The sequence below is a fragment of the Parasediminibacterium paludis genome (genome assembly GCF_042651445.1).
In the GTDB taxonomy this organism is placed as follows: domain Bacteria; phylum Bacteroidota; class Bacteroidia; order Chitinophagales; family Chitinophagaceae; genus Parasediminibacterium; species Parasediminibacterium paludis.
Genome location: NZ_JBHSDC010000029.1, coordinates 551,557 through 578,106, shown reverse-complemented (window position 1 = coordinate 578,106; position 26,550 = coordinate 551,557). Strand labels below are relative to the sequence as shown.

Below are 26,550 nucleotides of genomic sequence, written 5' to 3'. Positions count from 1 at the left end.
CTCCTTTTTTCAATATCCACACTTTGGGTATATTTGAAAAGCAATGGTAGTTTTTTCACAAACTCACGTTACCCGCCACTTTAAAACGACAACTTGCAAATCAGAAAAGAATATGATAATTAATAAAGAATGGACAAGACGTAAACTTATCAAAACTGCTACCAATGCAAGTGTCGTATTGCTATTAAATCCATTTTCATTTTTGACTGCTATTGAACCCGATGATAAGGTAGAAAAAATAGTAGCAAAAACTATTGGTATTGATACCCACAATCACTTGGATGTTCCATTTAATTTAGAACAGTTTAAAAGTCAGAAATATAATTTAGCTGTTGAACTAAAAGCATCTGGTTTAACAGCCATTTGTATGACTTTCTGTGTAGATAGACCTCAACTAGAAAAAGAAGGCGATGCCTTTAGTCGGTTTATTTTGAGCCTTGACGAAATGGACCAAATTCTTAAAGCAAATAACCTGACACGAGCATTAAATTATTCGGATATAAAAAATGCCCGAAAAGTGAATAAACAAATCATTATTCAATCCGTAGAAGGTGGACATTTTATTGAAGGGAAAATAGAACGAATAAAAGTAGCTTACGAAAGAGGCTTGCGTCATTTGGGATTAATGCACGATGGACAGACTTCACCACCAATAGGCGACATATATACCGACACACCACAATATGGCGGACTTACCCAATTAGGTATTGACACAATAAAAGAATGCAACAGGCTGGGCATTCTCGTTGACCTTACGCATTGCAATAACGAATCAATAGACAAAGCACTTGAGGTATCAACAAAACCAATGCTCATTTCACATACAGGACTGAATACGAAATTGGGAACAAATGAAAAAATGGCAAAAATGATGATGCCCCGACTTATCAGTAAAGAACAGGCAAAAACTTTTGCTAATGCTGGTGGCGTAATTGGCGTGTGGACACATCTTGCCGGCACCCCATTGGAATATGCAAAAAATGTAAGAGCGTTAGTTGATGTTGTAGGGGTAGAACATGTTTGTATTGGAACAGATACAAAGATGACAACGCCAATTGGAAGTAGCGACAGGTTTGGAAAAAATACAAATCAAAGTTGGGATAATACAACTAACGGATTTTTTTATACAATTATCGACGCCCTACTAAAAAAAGGATTTACTGAAAAAGATATTATGCAAATTGGTGGTGAAAATTATTGTCGAATATTTGAAAAGGCAACCACAGTGTGATAAAAAAACCGTAGCTAGAATGAGGCTTGGCACTAGTGGTAAAGTATATTATATTTGATACGTATCTGTTTGATACAATTGATGAGGTGAGAGAAGTAACACAGTTTTGGGTGGATGATTATAATCATGAAAGACCGCATGATGCCCTAGGTGGGCTATCGCCAATTAGGTATCGGAAACAAAACGTTCAATCTGTTGGGCTCCGTTACGCTACACCCAACAGATTGATGCAAACTGATTATTAAAATGATAAAATAATCTACTTTTAAGTCGTACTAAAAATGTGGAGCCTACATACATAACAACCTAAATAATGAAAAATATTTTTATCGTATTACTCATATTGAGTTTCGCATTTAGAGCTGCTGCGCAAGAACATCTAAAAGGTATACTGCCATTAAAAAATGGTAAGGTGACCTATTCTGAAGTTGTGCGAGTGGATGGCTTATCAAAGAGTGAAATTTATAAACGATTAAGATTATGGTTAGCTTATAATTACGAATTTTCTAAATTTGATAACCAGGAATTACTAATAAGTAAAGGTTACTTTACTTATGGGAATTTTAGGGTATGGCATATCCTAACAATTAAAATTAAAGACGGACGCTATAAACTAGAACTATCAAATTTTGAAATACAATTTGCAAATACACTTCCAATTGATATTGAGGGCAACTACGGCTCTATTACAAAAAAGTCAGATTTTAAACAGATTGATGAGACTGTATCTAAAATTATCTTGTCTTTAAAAACGGAAGGGATAAAACCAATTAAAGACGAAGATTGGTAGACTTAGATGCAGCAAAACGGTCAAAAATCATTTGCTTTCAGCTGCTTTGAGTTTTTTCTTATATCATCTTTATTTTTAAAATATTTTAGGCATAGCTTTATTTACTAACAGACAAACAACAAAGAGCTTTTTGGCCTTCCATTTAGCACACATGCGTTCAAGAATAAATATTGACGACCTATTTTAGAATACATCAAATTTGGTATGAAAAAAAAGGGCTCAAAAACGGCTACGAATTATAAAGTCAGCTACATCTTAGAAACATTGGCTGAGCCTGATTGGCTACAAACCAAATATTACTATCCATACTCGGAGCAAAAGCTCATTAATAGCGCTAACACTTACTTCATGCCATCTTAGCTGTGCAAAATCCAAGCGTACTGCTTGAGTTGGTCTTTTACTTGTAAAACTGTACTTTTATTACTGTATAAGGCTTTAGACAAACAATAGTATGCTAAAGCGCCGTTCGTAATCCGCCGAATTTTATAAACGCATTATATGCCTTACCGATAAATAAGCTATCGTTTATGACACCTAAACTTGATACAGCTCAACAACACCATGCTAACCATGAAAAACACCCAAAACAAGATTTTCAGGTAGAACGCTTAGCATTTTTTAGTGATGCGGTTTTTGCTATTGCAATTACATTGCTGATAATAGACATAAAAGTTCCTAAAATAACCAAAGACAGTACCTCAGAAACTGTTTGGGTACAACTTGTTGATTTAAGATATAGTTTTTTTGCGCTTTTACTAAGCTTCACACTGATTGCGAACTATTGGATTAGACACCACTTCTTATTTAAACATATTCATAATTACAATAGGAAGACCTTAATTGCAGATATGTTTGTGCTATTGCCGATCATTTTTTTCCCATTTACAACCGCCTTTTTTGCTGAAAGCTCAGAAAATAAGCAGGTAATTATTCTAGCACTTCGTTTATTTCTGTTGAATAATATTTTATCCAGCTTAGCCATCTATACATTTTATTGGATGGCAATCATAAAACATAAAGAAATGTCTTTTGAAATGGCAATACAAGAAAAAATAACATTCACTTCAGACACATTATTTACAACGATTATTTTTTTAATCATTTTGCTGATAACATTTATTACAGAAAATTTCCAGATAATAACTTGGATCATTATTATCAGCGTTACGTCAAAGAAAATTATGGATACCCTTTTAAAAAAGCGTTTGAAACAATAAATCAACAAATCGTAGCAACTAGAAACTAACCATAAAACACTTCGCCAGCAACAAAAATGATGTATTGATCCTACAGTGGGGCAACGACCAAATTATTAGACAATCATTAACTTTAACATAAGCGCTTATGAGCCAGATTATTTTTGACTGCGGTATTTCATTAGACGGTTTTTTCGCAGGTGATAATAGAAGTCCAAGTAACCCCATGGGCGGCGTTTCGGGAGACATTCACAAGTGGATGTTTCAACAAAAAGCATTTTGGAAACACCTTAACATGGCGGGGGGCGAGGAAGACAGCGCAGACGGTAAACTAATTGAAGCGGTATTTGCCAAAACAGGCGCCTATATTATGGGTAAACGAATGTTTGAAGAAGGCGAAGCCGTGTGGCCAGAAGATTTATTTAAAGCAGATGTATATGTTTTAACGCAAGAGAAGCGAGCGCCTTGGATTCAAAAAGGCAGCACTACCTTTTATTTTATTAATGATGGTATACACAGCGCTTTGGCAAAAGCGAAACAATCTGCTAATGGAAAAGCGGTAAGAATACAGGGCGGCGCTAACACCATTCAACAATTTCTTAATGCGGGGCTTATAGACGAATTTTTTATTCATGTTGCGCCTGTTTTCTTAGGCAGCGGTATTCGTCTTTTTGAGGGCATTGACAAACACAAATTTGATCTCACCATTGTAGATGTCATATCATCCAAACTAACAACCCATTTGAGATACAAAATGACAAAGCGATAAATGATTATTCAGTTAAATTAAATGATAAACCCAATAGCTACCCAATTGGCTTAATATGTTATAACCAATTTTAATTACAGGCTTCAAAAAAATTTAATTTTATGGAAAATTAATCTTTCAAAATATTTATGATTCCTGGGCAGTTTCGTTGATTTTATTCCTATCTTTCCATCATAAAACATTAAACAAATTGAACCCTTAAGGCACCTAGCAATCCTTTTTTAAAACGGTATGATATGCTTGAGGTTTCGAGTTTAGAAGCAGCCTTTAATATGGCTCTATTACCATCTGTGGTAATAGACATGCAAGGTATTATCCCAACTATTGTGGCAGTGAATACAGCTTACGCTACAGCATTTAATCAACCAATTAGCGCTATTAAAAACATGAGCTTTAAGGATCATGTTCAGAACAATGCCTTTATCAGCAATGCGGATAAAAGCTTATTGTTACAAAGTTTACAACAGGCCATCAGCACTGGAATACCCCAACATATTGTTATTTGTAATTACTTTCAAAATCTTACACATCTCAACTATACCGTTATCCTTCAACCAATTACCAATACGCAGGGCACTGTTTTGTCTATTACTTATACTGTTACCACCAGTGATTTCCTTTCACAAATACCAAACTTATTACGTGGCCAAGAGTTTGTAATGCTTGAATATTTAAGCGATGGCTTTTTTGCGATAGCTAATGACTTTACTGTGTTATACCTCAACTTACAAGCTGAAAAGATTTGGAACGTAAAACGCGCAGACATTGTAGGTAAAAATTTGTGGCACTATTTTGACAAATCAAAGTTTGAGAGCATCTATAACTTTTATTTGGCTGCGATTGAAACGGGTAAAACGCAGTATATTGACATCTTCTCAGAAGAGTTACAGCTTTGGTATGAAGTAACTGCCTATCCATTTAATATAGGTTTAAGTGTGTACTTAAAAGACATTACAGAAAGACGCATCGCCATTGAACGTGAATCATTACTTGCTTCTATCATTAACTCAAGTGAAGATGCGATTATTAGTAAAACACTTGACGGCATTATTACCAGTTGGAACAAAGGTGCCGAACAAATTTTTGGTTACACCAGCGAAGAAACAATTGGAAAAAGCATTGGCCTTATTATTCCCCCAGAACTATTTATAGCCGAAGAGCCAAATATTGTATTGCAGATAAAAAATGGGGTACATATAAAGCACTACGAAACAGTTCGTATCACTAAAAACAGGCAGTTTATCGATGTGTCACTAACTGTATCGCCCATAAAAAATGCAAGTGGTGAAGTAATTGGTGCCTCAAAAATAGTACGCAACATCACCGAAAAAAAATTGACCGATGTTTTACTGAAACAACAAAATATAGCACTTACCCAATCCGCCGAAGAACTAGCTGCCTTGAATACAAGTTTAGAACAAAAGGCCAAATCGCTTGCAGCATCGAATGCAGAGCTCGAACAGTTTGCCTATGTAGCATCGCACGACTTACAAGAACCATTGAGAATGGTGACAAGCTTTCTTACACAGCTAAATAATAAGTATGCAGATGCATTTGACGAAAGGGGTAAAAAGTATATCGATTTTGCAGTAGATGGCGCCAAACGCATGCGTCAAATTATATTAGACTTATTAGAATTTTCGAGAATAGGCCGAATAGAAACACCTATGGAGATCGTGTCTACAATGGCGCTCATTGACAATATTAAAGTATTGTATACCAAAGAATTAGAAGACAAAAAAGCAACGTTAGATTACAAAGATTTGCCCGAACTACACACATTTGCTGTTCCCCTGCAACTAGTTTTTCAGAATCTTATTGGGAATGCCTTAAAATATTGTAAGCCCGATATAGCACCTATTGTAACCATCAGCGCCTGTGATTGTGCAGATTATTGGCAATTTAGTATTGCTGATAATGGGATAGGTATTGAAGCCGAATATTTTGACAAAATATTTATCATTTTTCAACGGTTGCATGCCAAAGAAGCTTACGCCGGCACTGGCATGGGGCTCGCAATTACTAAAAAAATCATTGACAACCTAGGCGGCAAAATATGGGTAAGCTCTACTGAACATATTGGTAGTACGTTCTATTTTACTCTACCGAAATAATAATAATAACACAATTAAATAAAATTATTATGACACCAATTAATATTTTACTTGTAGAAGACAATGAAGGCGATATTTTGCTTACTGTAGAAGCACTAGAAGAAGGAAAAATAACCAATAGAATAGATATTGTAAAAGATGGGAAACAGGCCATCAATTTTTTAAGTAAAAAAGCCCCCTATACCAACGTGGCTATGCCACACCTTGTATTGCTAGACATAAACCTGCCTAAAAAAAATGGCTATGAAGTATTACATTTTATCAAATCAGACGAGAACATAAAACACTTACCCGTTATTATGCTTACCACTTCGTCTTCCGAAAAAGATATTATAGAATCGTATAAAAGCTATGCCAACTGCTACATCACTAAGCCAGTAGAAGTAAAAGACTTTATGAATGCTGTCGCTAGCATCAAATCTTTTTGGTTTTCGATCGTACAATTACCAATCACTGCTATACTCTAAAATTCTAGTAATGACCCCTTTAAAGCCTCAAAATATTTTGGTAATTGAAGATAATATTGGCGATTGCGCCATTGTAGATGAACTGCTAAAGGAGCAGTTGCATCAGCCTAATATCACTTGTGCAAATACATTTAAAAAAGCCGTCACCTCGCTTACCGACACTACCACGGGTTTTGATGTGATTTTGTTGGATTTAACCCTACCAGATAAAAGTGGCGAAAAACTGGTATCAGACATATTAGAACTAGCTGGCAATTGCCCAGTAATAATACTTACAGGATCTAATAATTTACATTTTAGTATTGCATCTATTTCGAAAGGTGTTTCTGATTATTTATTAAAAGATGAACTTAGTAGTGTTGTACTTTATAAAAGTATTTTATATGCGATAGAACGTAAGAAGTACATCACTCAGCTTGCAGAATCAGAAAAGAAGTATAGCGATTTGTTCCAGTTAAGTCCACAGCCAATGTGTCTTTACGAAACGGATACTTACAAAATCATTTATGTGAACCAAGCCGCTATTAATCAATATGGCTATAGTTATAGTGAGTTCTTAAACATGACTTTGTTAGACTTAGTACCTAAAATAGTGGTGCCTGCTATCATGACGCATGTTGAAAATCAAAATAGACAACTGAACAATACCTACACGGGAGAATTTAAAGTATACACAAAAGGAGGACAGTTGTTAGACACACAAACTTTTAGCACGCCACTAATTATTGGCAATAAAAAAACCACATTGGTAATGACCGTAGATGTTACCGAAAAAAACTTGTACGAGCAGAAAATTACCAGAGCTATTATTCAAGCGCAAGAAAATGAGCGTTACGAGATAGGCGCCGAATTACATGATAATGTTTGCCAAATTCTTACTGCTAGCCATATGTCGTTTAAAATGCTTAAAAATAATTTATCCAATAAAGACATTGTTTGGTACGAGCAAGGAGCCAAGTATATTCAAAATGCAACACAAGAAATTAGAAACTTATCCCACCGTTTAGCCCCCGTATTTTTTGAAGATACAACATTAGAAGAAGCCATAGAGGGACTTATCAACTCGATAGACATAGAGCAGCAATACGATATTCGTTTGCAATTCGACGATGCCTTTAAGCAATTTCCTTGTAAGCAAGAATTTCAATTAACACTCTACCGCATTTTGCAAGAACAATTTAGAAATATTGTAAAATATGCACATGCCACTATCATTACCGTTAATGGGAGTATTACAAAAGATACACTGGTACTTACCATTACGGATAATGGTGTAGGATTTGATGCTAAGCGTGTAAAACATGGCATAGGTTTGGCCAATATTAAAAGACGGACCGAAGTATTTAACGGTCGGTTTACAATAGAATCATCCATAGGTAATGGAAGCACTTTAAGCGTAGAGGTACCACTCGCTTACGTTATTAAATCTCAATAAAAAAAGCTTTGCACCTATGTATCGCCATTCCATTAATAGATAGGTTTACTAATACCCAAGTTGTCATTTAGATGCGACTCAGGATTCATAATTATATTGGCTACAAAAGCGGCGATACTTTTCCGTGAAATAGCCGTACCTGTTTCAGGTTGCCCTTTTTGCGTTATGGCGTAGCCAATTTCATTGGCATCGGTAAACCAATCTGGCCGTAAAATGGTATATTGTAATCCCGAACTTTCAATTACATCTGCTAATGCTCGATAGGGTTTAAGAATTGGTTTTAAAGGCGTATTGTATATACCAATAGAACTGATTGCAATAATTCTTTGTACACCAGTTTCCTGCATAGCCTGTACAATGTTTTTAGCCATTACCTCTAGATTACCTGCGAGGTTTATATACACCATATCTTGCCCGATGATGGCATTTTTTACATCAGTAAAATTCATTGCATCACCTTGAACGAATGTGCAACCTTCATTTGCCCATATCGATAATCTATTGGTATTTCTAGCAAATAAAGTAAGTGCTACATTATCCATTGCTTTTAACGCTTCAATCACATAAGCAGCAAGGCTACCTGTAGCACCTATCACTATTACTTTCTTCATTATCCTATTTGGTTTGTGGTGTTGCATATCTGTCACCCATAATAGTTATGCTATTAATTGCGGTGGTAAGCTGTTGCAGCTCTTCAGCAGACAGTACAATGTTGGCTACACCTAAGTTTTCTTGTAAATGGGCTTGCTTGGTTGTGCCTGGTATTGGTACAATAAATGGCTTCTGCGCCATTAACCATGCCAATGCAATTTGTGCGGCGGTATAGCCTTTTTGGTTGCCAAATGCGGTAAGCACATCAATGATTGCCCAGTTAGCCACAATGGCATCTGCCTTATAACGTGGTAACGATGCTCTGTTATCGTTGCTTGCAATATACTTTGTTCGTTCGTTAATATAGCCAGTTAAATAAGCCCTACTTAATGGGCTATAAGGCACAAAGCCAATACCTAATTGCTCGCAAACTGGTATTACATCTGTGAGTGGATCACGTGTCATTAACGAAAACTCGCTCTGCAAGGCCGTTACAGGCTGCACAGCATGTGCTTTTTTAATGTTTTCTACACCAGCTTCGCTTAAGCCAAAGTGCTTTACTTTTCCCTCAGCTATCAAATCTTTTACCGTGCCAGCAACATCTTCTATTGGTATTTTAGGATCTACACGGTGCTGATACAAAAGGTCAATCACATCTGTATTTAAGCGCTTCAAACTCGCTTCTACAACTTCACGTATATGTTTTGGGTGGCTATTTAATCCACCAGTGAGTTTACCTTTTTGTATATCAAAGCCAAACTTACTACACAGTGTAATATTTTTTCTAAATGGTGCAATGGCTTCGCCTACAAGCACTTCATTGGTAAAAGCCCCATAAGCCTCTGCGGTATCAAACAGATTAACACCCATATCATAAGCTTTGCGAATTAACGCTATCATGGGCGCTTTTTCTGGTATAAAACTGCGGTTAAAACTCATACCCATACAACCTAAACCTATACCATAAGCCACTTCTACACTGTGCTTGCCAGTACCAAGTGTGCGTACACTTTTTTTAGGGGGGTTATAAGTATTTACCGAAGCCATTGCAGTACTTGGTTTAATATTAAGTATAGAAGCTGCCACAACAGAAGCGGTAAGTGCTGTGCCATTTTTTAGAAAATTTCTACGGTTTTGCTGCTGCATTGTTTGATAATTTTATTCGTGAAGAATGATGATTAAATCCGATCTATTTACCTACTCTACTTTGTAAGTGTGCAGGGTAGCGATCACCCTGTACTGGTATGGCTGCAAAGGCGGCATCTATATCACTTATTTCTGCAGTAGACAAAGTAATGCTTGCACCACCAATATTTTCAGTTAACCGATGCAACTTAGTAGTGCCAGGTATCGGCGCTATCCATGGTTTTTGTGCAAGCAGCCAACCCAATGCTATTTGGGCAGGTGTTGCTTGTTTTTGCGCAGCAATATTGGCTAGTAAGTCTACCAATTGTTGATTGGCTTTTCTATTGTCTTCACTAAAACGGGGTACTACGTTTCTAAAATCTGTAGGGTCAAATTGCGTATTTGCGTTAATGGCACCAGTTAAAAAACCCTTCCCCAAAGGGCTAAACGGTACAAAGCCAATACCAAGTTCTTCAAGTGTTGGTAGTATTACTTCTTCGGGTTGTCGCCACCAAAGCGAGTATTCACTTTGTAATGCCGTAACAGGTTGTACCGCATGTGCTTTTCTAATGCTCTCTACGCCAGCTTCACTCATGCCAAAGTGTTTTACTTTACCTTCAGCTATTAAATCTTTAACGGTACCAGCAACTTCTTCCATTGGCACATTTGGGTCTACACGGTGCTGATACAAAAGGTCGATATAATCTGTATCTAAACATTGTAACGATGCTTCTACCACGGCTCGAATACGCGCAGGACGGCTGTCTAAACCTTTGGTGGCATCGCCATCTTTAAAGCCGAATTTGGTAGCTATCACCACCTCTTTTCTAAATGGCTTTACAGCTTTGCCTAATAAGGCTTCGTTAGCGCCTTGGCTATAAGCTTCGGCGGTATCAAAAAATGTAACGCCTTGTTCGTAAGCGCTGCGAATAAGCGCAAGACCATCTTGCTCGCTAACGGCCGGGCCATAGCCAAATGTTAAACCCATACAGCCAAAGCCTAGCGCAGATACTTCTAAGCCGCTGTTACCCAATAGTCGCTTTTGCATAATATAATTGTTTTAATCTTTTTTAAAATGTAGTAGCTATCTTCTGTATAAATACCAATTGCAACAATCGTTATAAGATGACACCTTTAATCACCCTGATATTATTTCTGTAAAACAGTGGCATGCATGGCTAACACTTTCCAATCCCTTTTATTATTAGCCCTTGTAAATACTTCAATGTAAGATAGCGGCAATGAAATTTTATTGCCAGAAATGGTGACAGTAAACGTTCCTTTTCCTATTACAGTAGCCGTATTATCTACAACAGTGGCTATACTTTCAGTTACATCAATACTATTATGAATAAAATTGCCGCTGCGCAATACAGCCATGTATTGTTTTTTATTTTGACTAGAACCGTCACCACTCACTACCACAAATCTCTCATCGAAAACTTGTTCTAGTGAGTCTATCTTATTGGTTACTTCCCAAGAAAATATGTTTGCTGAAAGCTTCAAAATATCTTTTTCAGCGGTGGTTTGTGAAAATGATTGAAAAGCTATGATTAAAAAACTACATAAAAGAAGATGTTGCATTGTTATCTATTTTCTGTTGCAAAACTCACCACAATTTTTGAAGGCGATGGTATACCAATTACTGCTTTACTTACCATTATTACAGATGTTGGTTTTGGTGTACGATAAAGCTGTAATAATATAGATAAGTATGTAGTACGACAAAACAAGGTAAATAGACTACATTTGATTTTTGCAAACACATGACTAGGATTACTATTAAAGAATTTTACCAAGATATTTTAGGCAAATCATGCACAAATATTGACGCATTTCTTAACGATAATATTAACAAAGACATTGGCCATTTTAATGTATTTGACATTGCAGAGCTATCTATACATTGTAAGATTAAACCCGAAATGCCTTATAATAGAAGAACCTATTATAAAATCAGTCTTATTAATGGCAATAACAAGGTAGAATATGCTAACAAAACCATTGAGATTAAAGACTGTGCAGTATTATTTGCATCACCCAAAATACCTTATAACTACACACCGCTTGACACAAAACAATCCGGGCATTTTGCTGTGTTTACAAGAGACTTTTTATCGCCATCGATGGTGGGGTTAGAGATAGATAAGCTACCTGTATTTTCTGCCAATAGCGATTTTATCTTCCAAATTTCGACGGCTCAATATGCTGATATTAATGCCATATTTACCAAAATGCATTCAGAAATTGCATCAGACTATATTTATAAATACGATTTGCTGCGCAATTACTTAATGGAACTAATACACTACGGGCAAAAGCTACAGCCTATAGCACCCTTAGAAAAAACCAAGACAGCCGCAGCAAGAACAACGTCATTATTTATAGAGCTTTTAGAACGACAATTTCCTATAGAAAATACAAGCCAAGTGCTCCAATTAAAAACTCCTAAAGACTTTGCAAGTAACTTAGGTGTACATGTAAATCATTTAAACAAAGTTTTAAAAGAAGCTACGGGCAAAACCACTGGTGAGATAATTGGTAGCAGAATTTTTCAAGAAGCCAAAATATTACTGAACCAAACACAATGGAATATTTCAGAAATAGCTTTTACGCTTGGGTTTGAAGAATTGGCACATTTTTCTAACTTTTTTAAAAAGCACAGCCAACTATCGCCACAGGTGTTTCGAGCATAAATATTTGATTTTTACAAATATGCGTTTGATTATCGCAAATGAGGTGTCAAGTATTGTTGTCAATTTTGCAGTGTAAATAAAACATTATACACATGGCAAACAATGCAAGCAAAATCGCCTTAGTTACAGGCGGCAGTCGTGGTCTTGGTAAAGATTCGGCTTTACAATTAGCAAAAAAAGGATTTGACGTTATTATAACCTATCAAACCAAAAAAGAAGCAGCCGAAGCTGTTATTGTAGACATTGAAGCAATTGGACAAAAAGCATTTGCACTACCACTTGATATTAGTTCTACCAAAGGCTTTGAAGCGTTTAAAGATGCTGTTCAACACATTTTAGACAGCCAATTGGGTGGTAGAAAACTAGATGCATTGGTAAATAATGCAGGTACTGGTATTCATGCAGCATTTAGCACAACTACCGAGGAAGAACTAGATGCAATGACCAATATTCACTTTAAAGGCCCTTATTTTATTACACAAAAACTATTGCCTCTATTGAATGATGGTGGTAGCGTTGTAAACACATCATCAGGATTGGCAAGGTTTTCATTTGCAGGTTATTCTGCTTATGGTGCTATGAAAGCAGCTATTGACTCACTTTCTAGATACCAAGCTTTAGAATTAGGCAGCAGAAAAATTCGTGTAAACTCGGTAGCGCCAGGTGCTATTGCTACAGATTTTGGTGGTGGCGCAGTACGTGATAATTTAGATTTTCAAAAAATGTTGGCTTCGCAAACTGCATTAGGTAGGGTTGGTTTGCCAGATGATATTGGTAGCGTAGTAGCATTTCTTTGTACAGATGATTCTAAATGGATTAATGCACAAAGAATTGAGGTATCTGGTGGCTTTATTATTTAAGCATATATCATTTGTAAGCTTTAAGCAACAACCGTAAACCCCATTTACAAGAATGTTAAATGGGGTTTACGGTTTTATACCAATTACTGCTTTACTTACCATTATTACAGATGTTGGTTTTGGGTGTTATTATGGCTTTGTTTATCACCTACATTCGTATTAGCAAATGCAAATTTTATGGCCAATATTGTAACCATTGATAGTGTAACCACTTACAACAACCTTCGAGGTGTACCTACCTTACACCCGCTTGTTACGGTGATAGATTTATCCAAAGCACAGCCAATGCCTGCCCAAACCTTCAACTTTGGCTTATATGCTATTTACTTAAAAGAATTAAACTGTGGTGAGTTAAAATATGGTCGTAGTAACTACGATTATCAAGAAGGCACATTGGTATTTATTGCACCTGGCCAAGTCATGGCAGTGCAACCAAAAGTTACCACATTTGAGCCCAAAGGGTGGGCTTTAATGTTTCATCCAGATTTTATAAAAGGCACATCGCTAGGTAGGCACATCGCCAACTATTCTTTTTTCTCTTACGATGTTAATGAAGCCTTGCATCTGTCTGAAAAAGAGCGCCAATTGGTACTAGATTGTTTTAGCAAAATAGAACTAGAACTACAGCAAAATATAGACAAGCATAGTAAAACACTAATTGCTTCAAATATTGAGTTGTTCTTAAATTATTGTACGCGCTTTTACGACAGACAATTTATTACAAGAGACAACGCACATAAAGGTATTTTGGAAAAATTTGAGTCGCTTCTAAACAACTATTTTGCTTCCGAACTACCAAGTAATGAAGGCTTACCTTCAGTAGCGTATTGCGCAGCAGCGCTGCATTTATCCGCCAATTATTTTGGCGATTTAATTAAAAAAGAAACAGGGAAAACAGCACAGGATTACATACAAAGCAAAGTGATAGATGTAGCCAAAGAAAGGATATTTAACCTCAACCAATCTATAAGCGAAGTGGCTTATGACCTAGGCTTTAAATACCCACAACATTTTACCAGATTATTTAAGCAGAAAGTAGGAATGTCACCACAAGATTATAGAAGCATGAATTAATATGGGAGGGCTTATCTACCATAAGTATGCTGCTTTAAGCATACCATGACACCGTAAACTGCTACCAATAAGCCAAGTTGTAATGGGGCGGTGAACTTTTACAACAGGATTTTCTTTCTCACCCAACGTCATTGGATGCATTGAGTGTCATTTATCCAATCCAAGCACTACGATTGGATGTTTCGAAAAACATCCATCCAATCTTGCCAATACGAATGGATGCATTGCATGTCATCCTTCCAATCTATGCACTACGATTGGATGTTTCGAAAGCGATGCATCCAATCTACTGAATACGAATGGATGTATTGGGTGTCATGCATCCATTCTACGTTCAATTATTAAATGCGGCGCATAAATTGTATTGATTGTTAATAATGATGGTACAGTGGTATAGTAAAAAATAACTGTAGTTTAGCGCCACAAAAAATCAACGTAATGACGCAACAACTTTCTACTTTTTTAACAGCTCTAAAAGCCAATCAACATACATTTTCTGAGGTAATAGCCTTGATAGAAGCAGATTATACACACCAACCTACTGCATTTAAAAATGGGGATACTTACAACGAAGCCACTCAAAATCAAGGGAGTGCGAAGGTGTTCGCTTTTGCCAAATTACACAATCTCAGCGCAGCCGATACCTTATACCTATTTGCAGAACATTATCAAGCTGTGCTTGCAACACCAACCGAAACCAACCACCAAAATATCAGACAATTTATGCAACATGGCTGGGCAGGTATTGCATTTGAGGGCGAAGCTTTGGTAAAAAAATAGGCCTACAATTTTTATAACTGTTCATTAAAAAAGCCAGCAGTTATTTGCTGGCTAATACGATGATAAATAGATGTGCATGGATAGGTTATAAAAGCCCAGTTATAAAAAAACTAATCCCGCCCAATGCTAGTAATAAACTGATAAACCATAATTGTTTTCGCCTAGTTAAAATGGCAATGGCGGATATGGCAATGGCAATTTGAAAAAAGGTTACGGCTTTAGACAAAGCTTTATGCTTTTCAGCATGCAGAGCAGATTCTTTTTCATGTTCTGCTGCCTTTTCGGCAATCGCGGTTTGCTCTGTTTTATAGGTAATTATTTTAGTAGAATCGCCTCTTCCTAAGTCAACTCGCATGGCCATGATTTCGGCTTTAATACCTTTTGCTTGAAAATACGACCATTGGTCTGATGCCTTAATTTGTTCAATAACTGCTTCATCAGAATGGTGCCCAGCCAACAAGGCAGATATCGCAGCCAATACAGCAATTAAAGCGGTTGAAATAGCTACATACATCGACCAGCCTCTTTCATTTTCCTTAATTGCCTCTTTTACTTCTTCTTCTATTGTTTCGTGTAAATGCTCGGTAGGAACTTCTATTTCTTCCATATGCTATTTTTAAGGGTGAATTTATTTTAAAGATAGCAGTCTTACATGAATTGAATTATAAAACAAAGGAAGGTTTTGCAAAATACCGTCGTTAAAGCGGGTTTAAAATGCAACCTGTTGTTCAAAACAATTTTAGGTTTTATTATAATGAATAGATTTTTAGGATACAATAGTGCACTAATTCATTGATCAAAATATTGACCTTACAAAAAAGCCGATAAGATGACTTATCGGCTTAACTATCTTTTAATATATAGCAGGTTTTATGCTTCTGCCTCTTCAGTGGTTTCAGTTTCTTCTGCTGTGCTAAGTTTAAATGCAACATCATTTGCTTTCAGCAAGTTAAACCATTTTACCATTTTCTTCATATCGCTCGCATATACTCTTTCAAAATCCATATCAGGATAAACCTTAGTAAAATAGGCTTTTATAGCTTGCGGCTCTTTTTCAGAAGGTAATGTTTCGGTGCTTGCATCCATGGCTACAAATACTTCTACCAAGTTCACATTTTCACGAATCGTAAATACTTCAATACTTTCTAAATGAGAGAAATTATGTACACGGCTGCTTACAAATTTGGTTACTTTATCTTCTAGGCCACGTACAATAGCGCCATCAGTTTTACTACCTACTAGTTCAAACAAACCACTCATGCCTGTAATTGATATTAACTTACTATATTCCATTGTTTTAATTTAAGAGGCTGCAAAATAAAGGGAAATGCGTTAAAATGATGATTGATATTATTTTTAGAATAATGATAACAATTGCATGCATTATACCATAAACGACCTCTTAGACAATACAGAGTGGGCTAACGATGCATCCATTATTAATTTCTGTTACTGCGCCGTAATTTCTGCTAATAAATTGTTCAACCTAGTTTCTAAATTCTCGTAGCTAGTGTAGCCTCTTGCTACTAAATAAAATTTACTCTCAGCGGTTTGTACCAAAACCGTAGGAAAACTACTTACCTGCAACTGCTTACACAACTGAAATTCGTAATAAGCTTTTTCTTTATAAGCATCACTGCTTAATTTTTGGTAAAAACTCTCAGGCTGAATACTATATTTCTCTAATAAATGTAAATAAGCTGCATCATCGGTTAAATCTCTACCTTCAAAATGCAGCGCATATTGTAAATCGGCAGCAAATTCAACTTGCCTATCAGGATAAAACTCTTTAAAAATACACAAGGCAATGGCTGGCTTTTCGCTATTAGGAAACCAATCACTCAAATCGGGATGATTGATATGCCATAAATAATCATCGCCAAATTTTACACCCGACATTTCCTCCACATTGTGATAGGCTTTTTGAATATAATTAGCTGTAACACCTATATGTACTGGCTTTTCAGGTAAAATCATACCGCCACTTAATACATCAAAGTCCATCTCTTTTTCAAAATGCTGGGCTATTTGTTTCATTACATTGCTAAAGCCATAACACCAACCACAATAGGCATCGTAACAATAATATACAACTGGTTTTGTCATGTGGCAAAGATAAACTGCAAAGGCATTGTGGAATTTTCGATTTGAGATTTGGCATTTATGATTTGAGATTTATTTAAATGCACCGTCAGAAATTGGTTTTCGGTATTTTCGCAACCATAATTTTTTTGGATGAGTATTGCAGATAAATATGAGGTAGTGATTGGTTTAGAGGTTCATGCCCAACTTAGTACCGCTAGTAAATTGTTTTGTGGCGATAGTGCTGCTTTTGGTGGAGAAGCCAATACACATATCAGCGCTATTACCATGGGGCATCCTGGCACTTTGCCTAAAACCAATAGAAAAGCGGTAGAATATGCGATTAAAATGGGTTTAGCGTGTAATTGTGAAATAGTACAGAACAACTATTTTGCCCGTAAAAACTATTTCTACCCCGATTTACCAAAAGGCTATCAAACATCGCAACATACCACACCTATTTGCAAAGGTGGATATGTTACCATCACCACGTCTGAAGGTACAAGAGCTATACAACTCAATAGGATTCACCTAGAAGAAGATGCTGGTAAAAGCATACATGATATAGATGACGCCAATACCTGTATAGACCTTAATAGGGCTGGTGTGGCTTTAATAGAAATTGTAACAGAACCTTGCCTACGCAGTAGCGAAGAAGCTTACCAATATGTAACAGAATTACGTCGTTTGGTACAATGGATAGATGTATGCGATGGGAATATGGAAGAAGGTAGTTTGCGTTGCGATGCCAACGTGTCTATCCGCTTGAAAGGCGCTACAGAACTTGGCACCAAGGTAGAAGTAAAAAACCTGAACAGTATTCGGAATATAAAAAAAGCCATCGACTTAGAAGTTGATAGAATGATTGGTATTGTAGAAAATGGCGGTACCATTATTCAACAGACTAGAAGCTATGATGCCGATAACGATACCACTTTTTCGATGCGAGACAAAGAAGAAGCGAATGACTATCGCTATTTTGCTTGCCCAGATTTAGCACCGTTTCATTTAAATAACGAATTTATTAATGGGATAAAGCAAGCTTTACCAGCATTACCACAGCAATTGGCTAAAACCTATCAAGCAGATTACGGCTTGAGTGCTTACGATGCTGCGCAGTTGTGTGATGACAAAACCACATCGGATTATTTTTTTGCTACTGCCACACATACCAAACAGTATAAAGCCATTGTGAATTGGATTACTGGGCCTATCCGTCAATATCTAAATGATAGCGGCACTAGCTTGGCTAGCTTAGCATTGGCGCCAGCAACATTGGCTGCATTAATTGCTTTAATAGAAGAAGGCAAAGTCAATTTTTCTGTCGCATCGTCTAAAATTTTCCCTGTTTTACTGAAAGAAAATAAGCAACCTTTACAAGTAGCAGAAGCACTGAACTTGCTACAAGTGAGTGATAGCAACGAATTAGAAGCTTGGGTAAATGAAGCTATTGGCAAAATGCCGGATAAAGTGACGGAATATAAAAAAGGCAAAAAGGGCTTAATTGGTTTATTTGTAGGCGAAGTAAAAAAAATAAGTAAAGGCAAAGCTGACCCTAAAGTGGTAACTGCTTTACTGCAAGAAAAACTAGATCGCTGATAGATTTGATGAAAATGATTTACCCTGATTTTATCGCAAAATACATGAGAAAATTACTAATTATCATAGGTTTAATAAGTGTTGTTGCTTCATGCAACAACAAGCGCAAACTATTTGAAGTAAGTGGTAAAATAACCAATAGCACGGCTAGAAAAGTGTATTTGCAATACTTAGTTTGGGGTGCTGAAAAACCAATTGTTGTGGATTCTATTAGCTTACAAAAAGATGGCAGCTTTGTATTATCTACCGCTTACGGCAACGAAGAAAGTATATACGAATTGGTATTTGACACTACTGCTAGTGTGTTGCTAATTAACGATAACCCCAAATTGTTTGTGAATATAGATAAACAAAATTTTAAGCAATACAGTATTAATGGCTCAAAAGCAAGCATAGCCCTACACGACTTTTTGAATGAATACAGTAATGCCTACCCAAAACTGTTGGCAACTAGCCAAAGACTAGATACCATTGCATCAGAAAAAGGTATAACAGATAGTATTAAAACAGTTGTAAAGCTTGAAAAAGCGCAACAATTGGAAAAGGTAAACACAACCATTACGAATGCATTTAAAAATACCAATAGCCCCGCTTTGCAGTATTATTTAGTAGCTAAAGCATTTGCGACCATGCCCTTATCGCAAATACAAGAATTGGCTACCATAGCAAACACTCAACATACATCTCATTCAGGTTTGGCCTTTATCAAATCAATTATCAATAAGCAAGTAGAGAAAGAAAAAGCTGCTAGACAAGCTATTGAAAAAGAAAAACAGGATACAATAGCTGCTCGAAAAAGGGATAGCGCGCAACAAAAAGTAAAAATAGACTCAACAATAGGTAAAAGAAATCCTTCCAATAGCCATTCAAAAGATAGTAGTGTTAAGGACAACTAATACTTAACAAGTAACAATATGAACCCTGCTAGTCAAAATCTAAAAGGATTTTTAAACACCTAAAAAGAGTAACTTAGCCACCTTAACAATAGTTTATATGCCTACAACACAAGAACTTAAAAACATTGCTTCGCAAGTAAGAAGAGATATCGTACGAATGGTACATGCAGTACAAAGTGGCCACCCAGGCGGTTCTCTTGGTTGTACAGATTATCTTACGACTTTATATTTTGAAGTCATGAAGCATGATACGAATTTCAACATGCAAGGAAAAGGAGAAGATATATTCTTTCTTTCTAACGGACATATTTCACCAGTATTCTACTCAGTTCTAGCACGCTCAGGCTATTTTGATGTAAAAGAATTGGCCACTTTCAGAAAATTAAATTCACGTTTACAAGGCCACCCTACTACACATGAACACTTACCGGGCGTACGTATCGCTAGCGGAAGTTTGGGACAAGGTATGAGCGTAGCAATAGGTGCTGCTCTTGCAAAAAAAATGGACGGTGACGACCGCATTGTTTACTCATTGCATGGTGATGGCGAGCTTGACGAAGGACAAAACTGGGAAGCCATCATGTTTGCTGCGCACAAAAAAGTAGATAATTTAATCGCTACTATCGATTATAATGGTCAACAAATTGATGGTCCTACTAGCAAAGTAATGAACTTGGGTAACTTGAAAGCTAAATTTGAAGCCTTTGATTGGACGGTTTTGGAAGTAGCAAACGGTAACGATATGGATGAATTGTTGGCAGGTTTTAACAAGGCGAAAAGCTTAGTGGGCTTGGGCAAACCTATTTGTATTTTGATGAAAACAAGCATGGGTAAAGGCGTTGACTTTATGGAAGGTTCTCACGAATGGCACGGTATTGCACCAAACGATGAGCAGTTAGCAAGAGCATTGGCACAGTTGCCTGAAACTTTAGGTGATTATTAATATTTTTAAGTATATCAATAAAAATGACTGTCTCTAAAGGGCAGTCTTTTTATTGCAGAGAATCCTTATATCTTTGATGGTTGCTAAAAATTGTTGTCATTGCAACGAAGGCAAGACAGTTTTGAATACCAAGATACCCCAAAAGACTACATTTTAGCTGACAGAATGAACAGATTATTAACGATAAATTTTACCTAGGAGGCTGTTGTACTATAGACAAAAAATACCAATTGGTAGAAGCTACTGTTTATATTTATCCCTATTATAAACCAAATTTGGCTCTGAACTTAATCTGTTCAATCCAATAGATTTTACAAAGAAAATCCCAGTTACCGAAGCAACTGGGATATCTTAAAATCTATCAACTTATTCTAGGTAATACCTAAGCGTTTAATAACCTGGGTTTTGAACCAAGTTGGAATTCTTTTGAATATCATAAGTTGGAATAGGCAAAACTCTTAGATTATCACCATATTTTATTACGGTAGTAACAAAACCATGAGCAGGCAAATCTTGCTTAGTTCTTTGCATATCCAAATAATTATGTCCTTCAAAAGCTAACTCAATTCGTTTTTCTTTCAAGATAGCATTAATTAAATCTTGTTGGGTAGCAACCGCAAGTAAGCCACCTGAAGATCTATCTCTTACCTGCTGTACAAGAGCCAAAGCAGTAGGGTCTACCACCCCTGCGGCAGCTGTTCTTGCCAATGCTTCCGCTTTAATCAATAATACTTCCGCATATCTTACAACTGGTACATAATCTACCGTTAAGCCAGGATATTTCAAACTCCAGTTTGTACCTGAATAAAGTTTAGTTAAGCTTAAATATCTTTTATCAACAGCAGTATTCATTAAGCTGATGTAATCACTGGTAATGTTCACATCACCCCTACCAGGATTAATACCATAATGTTGACCAAGTGAATTATTAGTGTTTGGATTATCGCCACCACTCATTGCAACTGAGAAAATTGATTCATTAGTAGTATATGTATTGAATACGGAAGTAATATTAGGTTGAAGTGCATATTTACCAGAATTAATTACTAAATCTGCATAAGTTTTTGCCTTTGCATAATCCCCTTTATACAAATAAAGACGGGCTAGTAAAGCTCTCGCAGAACCTTGCGTTGCCCTAGCAACTTGTGTAAATGCGTCTGGATAACTAGCAGGTAATTTAGCTTCTGCATCAAGCAAATCAGCTTCCATTTGATCATAAACTTGTTTAACAGTTGCACGAGGCAAGTTGTTACTTGGAGCGAATGGATCAGTAGCGGCTGTTAATACCAAAGGAACGCCAAGATGACTATTATCTGCTGTATAACCATAAGGCTGTGCCCAAAGATTTACCAGATAAAAATAACAAAGTGCTCTAATGAATTTAGACTCACCTATGTATTGATTTGCTTTAGCAACTGGAACCAAACTTTGGTTTGGTAAAAAACTTTGGTAGAATAAATTCGCTGTATAAATGGTTCTATACCCACCTTGGTAGGCACTTGCTACGGTAGCATCATTTGCGTTCAAAGTAGTATATGCTCCCATTGAACCAAAAAAACTATTTTGGTTGGCATCTAATCCACGTTGGTCCACATATACTAGAATTCTACCACCGAAAAAATTAGCATTTTGCAAAGCATCATACATACCAACGGCAGATTTATCAATTCTACTTGCATTTGAGTAAGCATCTACATCAGAAATTGCGTTAGTAGGTTCTGTAAATAAATCTTTTTTTGTACAAGATGTAACTGCAGAAAATCCTGCTGCAACAACCAAAATATTAAATAATTTTATCAATTTCATTGTTTAAATTTTTCTATTAAAAAATTAGAAAGTTATGTTCAAGCCAGCTGTTAAAGTTTTAACCTGAGGGGTTGCCCTGTTATCGATACCAATAGCAATATTGCTAAATGCGTTATAGTTAACATCTGGATCCAAACCACTATACTTAGTAATAGTGAATGGATTAAACGCTTGAACATAGAAACGGATATTTTCAATACCTGCTTTATTTAACAAGCTTTTTTGGAAATTATAACCCAATGTAATCGTTCTAACTCTCAGATAATCGCCCTTCTCAAGAAATCTTGTAGATGAAACATTTGCTTGATTATCAGATTGATATAATCTTGGAATATCGGTTACATCACCAGGTTTTGTCCAACGATTTAGAATAGCAGTAAAGTTGTTACTAAAGAAATTGGTAAGCATACTTGCTTTAGTAGTGTTATAGATATAATTACCACCAGCATAAGTAATAGAAATACCCAAATCGAAGTTTTTATATTTGAATGTATTGTCCCAACCACCATACCATTTTGGTAAACCAGTTTTATCTTGGTATTGGTAATCTGCAAAAGCTAGTGCAGTAGAAGCATTGCCTTTATCATCTAACCATTTCTGGGTAGAAAAATCCCACATCTTGATGGAACCATTAGCTGCATACCACATTGGATTACCATTTGCAGGATTAACGCCAGCCCAGTTTGGCAACTGATACAAGCCTAATGATTTACCCACAGAAGCTACTTGGAAACCAGAAATGATGTCAGCATTACCATTTGAAGGAACCAAACCATTTACCGTATTCTTGATATTTGTATAGTTCAATGAGGTAGTCCATGTAAAATTTTTGGTAGAGATAGGTGTTGCATTGATAGTTACTTCAATCCCTTTATTGGTCATACCACCAATATTTGTAGTAATACTTGAATTAGGTACGCCTACTGTATATAGGGTAGGTGCAGATAGGATTAAGTTATTTATATTTGTATTGAAATAATCAACAACTACGCCCAATTTGCCTTTTAAGAAGTTGGCTTCAAAACCAATATTAAGCTTATTTGAACTTTCCCATTTCAAGCCCGCATTACCTTGTTGACTGATAGCCAAACCAGTTAAACTTGTATATGCTGCCCCACTATAGAGGTTGCGAGCAGCAAAATCACCAACACCTCTTCTATTACCCACTGTACCATAACTACCACGAACTTTTAAGTATTCAAGCCAGCTTACACCAGTCAGGAACTTTTCCTTTGTTGCTTCCCAACCAACTGATACACTTGGAAAGTTACCAAATTGGTTATTTGCACCAAAACCAGAAAAACCATCTCTTCTAAAAGCACCTTCAACAAAATATTTGCCTTTAAATGAATAGTTTAATCTGCCGAAATAAGATATCGAACCATTTTGGGTATTATTACCACCTGTAAAATCTAATACGGCAGTACTACCTGGCTGAGTGTTTGTATATGCGCCATCAACAACGGTGGTAAAAAAAGGATCTGAAAAATTACCAGCACCTGTATATCGATAGTAATAGTTATATTTTTGGTATTCGGCACCAGCTACAATACCTATTTTATGATCTGATGCGATTGTTTTGTCAAATGATGCGTAGTTCTGCCATACCCATGTATTCCAATTTTGAGTCTGGTCTTGCACTAAACCGCCATATGGTAAACCTAAACCAGCTTGATATGGTGATGTATACTGGTCTTCAAAGTTACTTTGGTATTGCTCAGAGAACTTAGTGGTAACTTTCAGACCTCTGATAGGTTGTATTTCACCATAAATTGATATTTTGGTATCTGTAGCCGTGTTATTATTTCTATTTTGATTAAGAACGGCTAAAGAATTATAATAATAAGCTGCACCTGGAAGCAATGTGGCACCTGTAGGGCTAACAGGCGTATTATTACCAAGGGATAACAAACCACCAGCAGTTGTTAAATTATACCCATGTATTTTTGTTGGGTCGTAAGGTGATAAAGTTGGAGGTGCCTGCAAACCAGATACCGTAGTACCTGAAATATAAGTATCAGATAGTACACCATTTGCTAATGTTTGCACATAAGCTAAAGATATACCAGCCTTGAACCAAGTTTTTGGCGTAATATCTAAATTTAATCTTGCTTGGCCACTTCTTAATTTATTACCAACAACAATACCTTCTTGATTTAAGTATCTAGCAGAACCAAAAACAGTCATTTTATCAGCACCACCAGAAAATGAAACAGAATTATCTGTCATCATAGCTTTTCGATACAACAAACTAACCCAATCTGTTCTATCATTGATACCATCACCATTTATATCACTTTCTTTTGCAGGTGTTGCAAACGCAGGATTAGATACCCCATATCTATTCGCAGCTTTTTCATTAGAAATTGCGATGAATTGATCACCATTTAACACAGAAAATTGTTTGGTAGCAGTTGATTGAGATAATTTCGAATCAAACGAAACTTTCATATTTCCTTTTTTCCCCTTTTTTGTTGTAATTAAAATCACACCATTCGAAGCCTGAGAACCATATAAAACCGCAGCACCTGCATCTTTTAATATTTCAATTGATTCAATGTCGGCAGAATTTATAAGAGATAATGGGTCGAATCTATTACCATTACCACCATTAAAACCATTTAAGTTGGTAGTATTTAACTGTGGAATACCATCTACAACAACAAGAGGCTGAGAAGAAGATGAAATAGAGTTAACGCCACGAACTCTAATAGCTGTTCTGTCTGCTAATAAACCAGTAGATAAGTTGACCTGTACACCCGCTGTTTTTCCGGCCAATGCTTGGTTGAAACTCGTAACGGGTTCACTAAAGATTTTTTCTCCCGAAACTTTAGAAACTGCGCCAGTAACTTCTCTTACATTTTTAATACCAAAACCCACAACCACCACCTCTTCTAAGAGTGCATTTTCGGGTTGAAGTTTTACTAAGATTGGCGTGCCCTTAATACTCATTTCAACTGGAGAAAAATTCACAGATGAAATCACCAATGTCTTTGCCGTATTTGGCACAGATAAACTAAAACTACCGTCTACAGATGTGGTAACACCTTTTGTAGTTCCTTTTACAACAACAGATGCATTTGCAACTGGAGCACCTTTCTCGTCAGTTACTTTTCCAGTAACTGTTCTGTTTTGCGCTAATAGCTGCGTTACGGCTACCAGAATGCACATAAATAGTGCGCAAAGTTTTCTCATAATCTAAATTTTTTTTTGACGTTAAAAAATGATTAAAAATCGATTAAAAATCGATTAAAAAATGCAATATAACAACCAATTAACAACTACCAAAAAAAATTGTATGAAAAATATAGTTCCTATTTTCACAAACAAAGCATATATCATTATTATTTGAAAACAAACATCGGTTATACAAATAGCCTAAATGCACGCAATTCATAGCATTGTCCCGTAACTTAGAAAGTGTTGATATTCCCTTTATTAGTTATAAAACGCTTAATAAGCAGCACTTATATTATAGTGTTTCTTATTCACAAAAGAGATAATTATTGGTATTCTGAATACATATGACCAAAAGATGATGACTATATAATTTCTAAAACCCTGATAAATATTAGTAAGTAAATTGTCTTGAAAGCTATTTGGTAGTTGACCAATTATATCCAAAATCCTGGGAAGATTTGGTATAATTCTATCACTCAAATAAATTGCATGGAAAAGCATTGGACATAATGTACCAGCATGTTTCAGCTTATTCTAGAAAAGGCAGCATTTAAAATGCGATTGGTAAGTAGAAAAAATATAGACTTAGTAAAGAGATATGATTTATTGTATGTGACAACAACATCTTTCAGTGGGAAGCCGATATAAGGCAGTATATTAAATATAAATTTCAATTAGAAAGTTGGCCACTAGCTACTAAATCAAAGAGGTTTGCCAACAGTTCTTAAATGTATATAACACGGCTAAAAAGAATATTATGCGGTAATAGAAATGCCTTTGGACGATATACATTTATTGCTGTTTTACCGAGGTGACAACATTTTTAGTGTCAACCTATTTTAGGACGTAGTATAATCTAAAACAAAAGAGGCTGCCACAAATTTTGTGACAGCCTCTTTTTGAATATAAATACTTT

25 protein-coding genes are annotated in these 26,550 nt (G+C 36.1%); 16 read left to right on the top strand and 9 right to left on the bottom strand.

The features are described 5' to 3' along the window. Positions 1–112 precede the first annotated feature (112 nt). The 9 genes from ACFOW1_RS16335 (at position 113) to ACFOW1_RS16295 (ending at position 8,002) form a co-directional block, all read left to right on the top strand. Positions 113–1,231, top strand: coding sequence for a dipeptidase (locus ACFOW1_RS16335; protein ID WP_379015758.1), 1,119 nt, complete (start codon positions 113–115; stop codon positions 1,229–1,231). A 35-nt stretch (positions 1,232–1,266) separates the two neighbouring features. Continuing rightward, positions 1,267–1,476 carry an integrase core domain-containing protein gene (locus ACFOW1_RS16330; protein ID WP_379015767.1) on the top strand — a complete coding sequence of 70 codons (210 nt, stop codon included), beginning with the start codon at positions 1,267–1,269 and terminating at the stop codon, positions 1,474–1,476. Positions 1,477–1,544: 68 nt separating this feature from the next. Beyond that, complete coding sequence (locus ACFOW1_RS16325; protein ID WP_379015756.1) at positions 1,545–2,021, top strand: hypothetical protein; 477 nt, start codon at positions 1,545–1,547, stop codon at positions 2,019–2,021. A gap of 204 nt (positions 2,022–2,225) precedes the next feature. After that, a complete protein-coding gene (locus ACFOW1_RS16320; RefSeq protein WP_379015755.1) occupies positions 2,226–2,381 on the top strand; it encodes a hypothetical protein in 156 nt (51 codons plus the stop codon). A gap of 167 nt (positions 2,382–2,548) precedes the next feature. Next, positions 2,549–3,238 (top strand): TMEM175 family protein, encoded by a 690-nt coding sequence (locus tag ACFOW1_RS16315; protein WP_379015753.1) that lies wholly within the window; start codon positions 2,549–2,551, stop codon positions 3,236–3,238. Between the two features lie 127 nt (positions 3,239–3,365). After that, entirely contained in the window at positions 3,366–3,986 is a 621-nt protein-coding gene (locus tag ACFOW1_RS16310; protein WP_379015752.1) for a dihydrofolate reductase family protein, read from the top strand. Between the two features lie 236 nt (positions 3,987–4,222). Further along, positions 4,223–6,100, top strand: coding sequence for a sensor histidine kinase (locus tag ACFOW1_RS16305; RefSeq protein ID WP_379015751.1), 1,878 nt, complete (start codon positions 4,223–4,225; stop codon positions 6,098–6,100). A 29-nt stretch (positions 6,101–6,129) separates the two neighbouring features. Beyond that, positions 6,130–6,567 carry a response regulator gene (locus tag ACFOW1_RS16300; protein ID WP_379015749.1) on the top strand — a complete coding sequence of 146 codons (438 nt, stop codon included), beginning with the start codon at positions 6,130–6,132 and terminating at the stop codon, positions 6,565–6,567. Between the two features lie 10 nt (positions 6,568–6,577). Next, complete coding sequence (locus ACFOW1_RS16295) at positions 6,578–8,002, top strand: hybrid sensor histidine kinase/response regulator (RefSeq protein WP_379015748.1); 1,425 nt, start codon at positions 6,578–6,580, stop codon at positions 8,000–8,002. A 32-nt stretch (positions 8,003–8,034) separates the two neighbouring features. Here ACFOW1_RS16295 and ACFOW1_RS16290 read toward each other — a convergent pair whose 3' ends face one another. From ACFOW1_RS16290 to ACFOW1_RS16275, 4 genes are all read right to left on the bottom strand, one after another. Next, the gene (locus ACFOW1_RS16290) at positions 8,035–8,613 is read right to left on the bottom strand and encodes an NAD(P)H-binding protein (protein ID WP_379015746.1); all 579 of its coding nucleotides are present in this window, start codon (positions 8,611–8,613) and stop codon (positions 8,035–8,037) included. Between the two features lie 4 nt (positions 8,614–8,617). Further along, entirely contained in the window at positions 8,618–9,739 is a 1,122-nt protein-coding gene (locus ACFOW1_RS16285) for an aldo/keto reductase (RefSeq protein ID WP_379015745.1), read from the bottom strand. Positions 9,740–9,782: 43 nt separating this feature from the next. Then, positions 9,783–10,766, bottom strand: coding sequence for an aldo/keto reductase (locus ACFOW1_RS16280; RefSeq protein WP_379015743.1), 984 nt, complete (start codon positions 10,764–10,766; stop codon positions 9,783–9,785). Positions 10,767–10,867: 101 nt separating this feature from the next. After that, positions 10,868–11,302: a nuclear transport factor 2 family protein gene (locus tag ACFOW1_RS16275; RefSeq protein ID WP_379015742.1), complete on the bottom strand. Its 435-nt coding sequence runs from the start codon at positions 11,300–11,302 to the stop codon at positions 10,868–10,870. A 182-nt stretch (positions 11,303–11,484) separates the two neighbouring features. Here ACFOW1_RS16275 and ACFOW1_RS16270 point away from each other — a divergent pair, with 182 nt between their 5' ends. The 4 genes from ACFOW1_RS16270 (at position 11,485) to ACFOW1_RS16255 (ending at position 15,128) form a co-directional block, all read left to right on the top strand. Further along, on the top strand, positions 11,485–12,414 hold the full coding sequence (locus ACFOW1_RS16270; protein WP_379015740.1) for a helix-turn-helix domain-containing protein: 930 nt from the start codon (positions 11,485–11,487) through the stop codon (positions 12,412–12,414). Between the two features lie 92 nt (positions 12,415–12,506). Further along, on the top strand, positions 12,507–13,274 hold the full coding sequence (locus tag ACFOW1_RS16265; RefSeq protein ID WP_379015738.1) for an SDR family NAD(P)-dependent oxidoreductase: 768 nt from the start codon (positions 12,507–12,509) through the stop codon (positions 13,272–13,274). A 177-nt stretch (positions 13,275–13,451) separates the two neighbouring features. Next, the gene (locus tag ACFOW1_RS16260) at positions 13,452–14,348 is read left to right on the top strand and encodes a helix-turn-helix domain-containing protein (protein WP_379015737.1); all 897 of its coding nucleotides are present in this window, start codon (positions 13,452–13,454) and stop codon (positions 14,346–14,348) included. A 438-nt stretch (positions 14,349–14,786) separates the two neighbouring features. Further along, complete coding sequence (locus ACFOW1_RS16255) at positions 14,787–15,128, top strand: HopJ type III effector protein (RefSeq protein WP_379015736.1); 342 nt, start codon at positions 14,787–14,789, stop codon at positions 15,126–15,128. A gap of 85 nt (positions 15,129–15,213) precedes the next feature. Here ACFOW1_RS16255 and ACFOW1_RS16250 read toward each other — a convergent pair whose 3' ends face one another. The 3 genes from ACFOW1_RS16250 to ACFOW1_RS16240 form a co-directional block, all read right to left on the bottom strand. After that, a complete protein-coding gene (locus ACFOW1_RS16250; RefSeq protein ID WP_379015735.1) occupies positions 15,214–15,735 on the bottom strand; it encodes a DUF4337 domain-containing protein in 522 nt (173 codons plus the stop codon). A 263-nt stretch (positions 15,736–15,998) separates the two neighbouring features. Further along, on the bottom strand, positions 15,999–16,421 hold the full coding sequence (locus tag ACFOW1_RS16245) for a DUF5606 family protein (RefSeq protein ID WP_379015734.1): 423 nt from the start codon (positions 16,419–16,421) through the stop codon (positions 15,999–16,001). 156 nt (positions 16,422–16,577) lie between these two features. After that, complete coding sequence (locus tag ACFOW1_RS16240; protein WP_379015732.1) at positions 16,578–17,234, bottom strand: DsbA family protein; 657 nt, start codon at positions 17,232–17,234, stop codon at positions 16,578–16,580. 129 nt (positions 17,235–17,363) lie between these two features. Here ACFOW1_RS16240 and gatB point away from each other — a divergent pair, with 129 nt between their 5' ends. From gatB to ACFOW1_RS16225, 3 genes are all read left to right on the top strand, one after another. Further along, positions 17,364–18,809, top strand: a complete 1,446-nt coding sequence (gene gatB, locus ACFOW1_RS16235; protein ID WP_379015730.1) for an Asp-tRNA(Asn)/Glu-tRNA(Gln) amidotransferase subunit GatB — start codon at positions 17,364–17,366, stop codon at positions 18,807–18,809. 44 nt (positions 18,810–18,853) lie between these two features. Next, positions 18,854–19,705 carry a DUF4369 domain-containing protein gene (locus tag ACFOW1_RS16230; RefSeq protein ID WP_379015729.1) on the top strand — a complete coding sequence of 284 codons (852 nt, stop codon included), beginning with the start codon at positions 18,854–18,856 and terminating at the stop codon, positions 19,703–19,705. A 97-nt stretch (positions 19,706–19,802) separates the two neighbouring features. Then, positions 19,803–20,648 carry a transketolase gene (locus ACFOW1_RS16225; protein WP_379015728.1) on the top strand — a complete coding sequence of 282 codons (846 nt, stop codon included), beginning with the start codon at positions 19,803–19,805 and terminating at the stop codon, positions 20,646–20,648. A 390-nt stretch (positions 20,649–21,038) separates the two neighbouring features. On the opposite strand, the gene ACFOW1_RS16220 is transcribed toward ACFOW1_RS16225, so the two are convergent. Next, positions 21,039–22,454 carry a RagB/SusD family nutrient uptake outer membrane protein gene (locus ACFOW1_RS16220; RefSeq protein WP_379015726.1) on the bottom strand — a complete coding sequence of 472 codons (1,416 nt, stop codon included), beginning with the start codon at positions 22,452–22,454 and terminating at the stop codon, positions 21,039–21,041. 24 nt (positions 22,455–22,478) lie between these two features. Continuing rightward, positions 22,479–25,649, bottom strand: coding sequence for a SusC/RagA family TonB-linked outer membrane protein (locus ACFOW1_RS16215; protein WP_379015724.1), 3,171 nt, complete (start codon positions 25,647–25,649; stop codon positions 22,479–22,481). Positions 25,650–26,550 lie beyond the last annotated feature (901 nt).

Coding starts and splice junctions, on each gene's coding strand:
- ACFOW1_RS16335 (WP_379015758.1), top strand. CDS start 113: ATGATAATTAATAAAGAATGGACAAGACGTAAACTTATCAAAACTGCT.
- ACFOW1_RS16325 (WP_379015756.1), top strand. CDS start 1,545: ATGAAAAATATTTTTATCGTATTACTCATATTGAGTTTCGCATTTAGA.
- ACFOW1_RS16320 (WP_379015755.1), top strand. CDS start 2,226: ATGAAAAAAAAGGGCTCAAAAACGGCTACGAATTATAAAGTCAGCTAC.
- ACFOW1_RS16315 (WP_379015753.1), top strand. CDS start 2,549: ATGACACCTAAACTTGATACAGCTCAACAACACCATGCTAACCATGAA.
- ACFOW1_RS16310 (WP_379015752.1), top strand. CDS start 3,366: ATGAGCCAGATTATTTTTGACTGCGGTATTTCATTAGACGGTTTTTTC.
- ACFOW1_RS16305 (WP_379015751.1), top strand. CDS start 4,223: ATGCTTGAGGTTTCGAGTTTAGAAGCAGCCTTTAATATGGCTCTATTA.
- ACFOW1_RS16300 (WP_379015749.1), top strand. CDS start 6,130: ATGACACCAATTAATATTTTACTTGTAGAAGACAATGAAGGCGATATT.
- ACFOW1_RS16295 (WP_379015748.1), top strand. CDS start 6,578: ATGACCCCTTTAAAGCCTCAAAATATTTTGGTAATTGAAGATAATATT.
- ACFOW1_RS16290 (WP_379015746.1), bottom strand. CDS start 8,613: ATGAAGAAAGTAATAGTGATAGGTGCTACAGGTAGCCTTGCTGCTTAT.
- ACFOW1_RS16285 (WP_379015745.1), bottom strand. CDS start 9,739: ATGCAGCAGCAAAACCGTAGAAATTTTCTAAAAAATGGCACAGCACTT.
- ACFOW1_RS16280 (WP_379015743.1), bottom strand. CDS start 10,766: ATGCAAAAGCGACTATTGGGTAACAGCGGCTTAGAAGTATCTGCGCTA.
- ACFOW1_RS16275 (WP_379015742.1), bottom strand. CDS start 11,302: ATGCAACATCTTCTTTTATGTAGTTTTTTAATCATAGCTTTTCAATCA.
- ACFOW1_RS16270 (WP_379015740.1), top strand. CDS start 11,485: ATGACTAGGATTACTATTAAAGAATTTTACCAAGATATTTTAGGCAAA.
- ACFOW1_RS16265 (WP_379015738.1), top strand. CDS start 12,507: ATGGCAAACAATGCAAGCAAAATCGCCTTAGTTACAGGCGGCAGTCGT.
- ACFOW1_RS16260 (WP_379015737.1), top strand. CDS start 13,452: ATGGCCAATATTGTAACCATTGATAGTGTAACCACTTACAACAACCTT.
- ACFOW1_RS16255 (WP_379015736.1), top strand. CDS start 14,787: ATGACGCAACAACTTTCTACTTTTTTAACAGCTCTAAAAGCCAATCAA.
- ACFOW1_RS16250 (WP_379015735.1), bottom strand. CDS start 15,735: ATGGAAGAAATAGAAGTTCCTACCGAGCATTTACACGAAACAATAGAA.
- ACFOW1_RS16245 (WP_379015734.1), bottom strand. CDS start 16,421: ATGGAATATAGTAAGTTAATATCAATTACAGGCATGAGTGGTTTGTTT.
- ACFOW1_RS16240 (WP_379015732.1), bottom strand. CDS start 17,234: ATGACAAAACCAGTTGTATATTATTGTTACGATGCCTATTGTGGTTGG.
- gatB (WP_379015730.1), top strand. CDS start 17,364: ATGAGTATTGCAGATAAATATGAGGTAGTGATTGGTTTAGAGGTTCAT.
- ACFOW1_RS16230 (WP_379015729.1), top strand. CDS start 18,854: ATGAGAAAATTACTAATTATCATAGGTTTAATAAGTGTTGTTGCTTCA.
- ACFOW1_RS16225 (WP_379015728.1), top strand. CDS start 19,803: ATGCCTACAACACAAGAACTTAAAAACATTGCTTCGCAAGTAAGAAGA.
- ACFOW1_RS16220 (WP_379015726.1), bottom strand. CDS start 22,454: ATGAAATTGATAAAATTATTTAATATTTTGGTTGTTGCAGCAGGATTT.
- ACFOW1_RS16215 (WP_379015724.1), bottom strand. CDS start 25,649: ATGAGAAAACTTTGCGCACTATTTATGTGCATTCTGGTAGCCGTAACG.